At 68.1% G+C, this 1,847-nt stretch carries 2 protein-coding genes and 1 pseudogene; 2 read left to right on the forward strand and 1 reads right to left on the reverse strand.

Annotated elements, in window-relative coordinates; all coding sequences use genetic code 11:
* Window positions 1–839: LmeA family phospholipid-binding protein (locus tag DQP56_RS24075; RefSeq protein ID WP_133259034.1), on the forward strand; the 839-nt coding region annotated here is incomplete at its 5' end.
* Between the two features lie 9 nt (window positions 840–848).
* The gene (locus DQP56_RS24080; protein ID WP_112689584.1) at window positions 849–1,613 is read left to right on the forward strand and encodes an LmeA family phospholipid-binding protein; all 765 of its coding nucleotides are present in this window, start codon (window positions 849–851) and stop codon (window positions 1,611–1,613) included.
* A gap of 3 nt (window positions 1,614–1,616) precedes the next feature.
* On the opposite strand, the pseudogene DQP56_RS24085 reads toward DQP56_RS24080, so the two are convergent.
* Window positions 1,617–1,847: pseudogene (locus DQP56_RS24085) on the reverse strand (2-deoxyribose-5-phosphate aldolase); the annotation flags it as partial.

Genomic DNA, 1,847 nt, shown 5'->3' on the forward strand with positions numbered 1-1,847 from the left:
CACCGGGCCCGCCACCGGCCGCACCGCCGGTTTCACCGCCACCGGCCGGTGAGCCGCCCACCACCGTCATCAAGACCCCGGCCGGCGATCACCGGCCGGCCAGGTTGCTGCGCGATCCGCTGGCCCTGGTCCTGATCTTCGTCACGGTGATCGCACTGGCACTGGCCGGTTTGATCGGCGCGGAACTGATCGCCCGCCGGATCGCCGACAACAAGGTGGCCAAGGCCACCGAGTGCGTGGTGCACGACAAGGCCACGGTGTCGTTCGGGGTGACACCGCCGTTCCTGTGGCAGCACTTCACCGGCAACTACACCAACATCTCCATCCACACCGCGGGCAACCAGGTCAAGGACGCCAAGCAGATGACGGCCGACCTGAATATCTTCGACGTCGACCTGCACGGCACCGGCGACTCCAAGGGCACCATCGGCGCGCTGGACGCCACCCTGACCTGGCCGTCGGCCGGTATCAAGGAGACCGTCCAGTCGATGGTCCCGCTGCTGGGCAACCTGGTCTCGGACCTGAAGACCAATGCCCAGGACGGCACCGTCGAGCTCAAGGGCGCGTTCGGCCTGGCCACCGTCGTGGTCAAGCCCGAGGTGGTCAACGGTGGCCTGTCGCTGCAAGTGCAGAAACTCACCGGCCTGGGCGCGCTGACCCTGCCGCGCGAATCGATCCAGCCGGAGCTGGACCGGTTCGCCCGGGAACTGACGAAGCGTTACCCGCTCGGCGTGCGGGCCGACAGCATCCAGGTCACCGACACCGGCGTGGTGGCGCGGTTCTCCAGCCGGGACGCCGCCATCCCGCGGAGCGACGACCCCTGCTTTGCCCACCTGTAACCTGCAGTGATGAGCACATCCGGGGCAGCTAATCGCAAGCATCGGTTCACCGGCCTGCCGGCAGTGCTGCTGGCACTGACAGTGCTGCTGGTCGTGGCGGTGGTCGCATTGTTCGGCGGACAGGTCTATGCAACGCACCGGGCCAAGAGCCTGGTCGCAGACGCGGTCCAGTGCGAAGCGGAGGACAGCGCCACGGTGTCGTTCGCCTCCGATCCGCCGGTGCTGGCCCAGTACTTGCGGGGCGACTATCCGCACATCTCGGTGCAGACCGCCGGCAACCAGATCCGCAAAGCCAAGGGCATGCAGCTGGACCTGGACATCCGCGACGTCCACGTGCAGAAGAGCGCTGATTCCAAAGGCACCATCGGGTCGCTGGACGGCACCATCACCTGGCCGGCGGACGGCATCAAGCAGTCGATTCAGGATGTGGTCCCGGTGATCGGCAGCATCGTCACGGGCAAGGTCAGCACCGACCCGGACACCGGCACCGTCGAGCTCAAGGGCCTGCTCAACCGCGCCACCGTCAAGCCGCAGATCGTCGACAACGGCTTGCACCTGGAGGTGGTGGAGCTCGAGGCGCTGGGCAAGGACCTGGACAGCGAGACCGTGCAGCGCAACCTCGATGACCTCACCGGCAAGGTGACCGGCGACCTGCCGCTGGGGATCCACATCGACAGCTCGCAGGTCACCGAGTCCGGTGTGGTGGTGAAATTTTCGACGCGGAACGCCACCATCCCAGCGTCGTCGTCGAGCCAGTGCTTCGCGAGGCTGTAAACGCTAGCCCAGCCCGTCGAGCACTGCCCGGGTGCCCGACAGTCCCAGCCGGGTCGCCCCGGCGTCCAGCATCGCCAGCGCATCGTCGGCGCTGCGGATGCCCCCGCTGGCCTTGACGCCGAGGCTGCCGCCGACGGCGTCGGCCATCAGCCTCACCGCGCGCACCGACGCCCCGCCGGCCGGGTGAAACCCGGTGGAGGTCTTGACGAAATCCGCGCCGGCGTCGGCGGCTGC

Origin of the sequence: Mycolicibacter senuensis, assembly GCF_003284925.1 — a bacterium.
GTDB classification, from domain to species: domain Bacteria; phylum Actinomycetota; class Actinomycetes; order Mycobacteriales; family Mycobacteriaceae; genus Mycobacterium; species Mycobacterium algericum_A.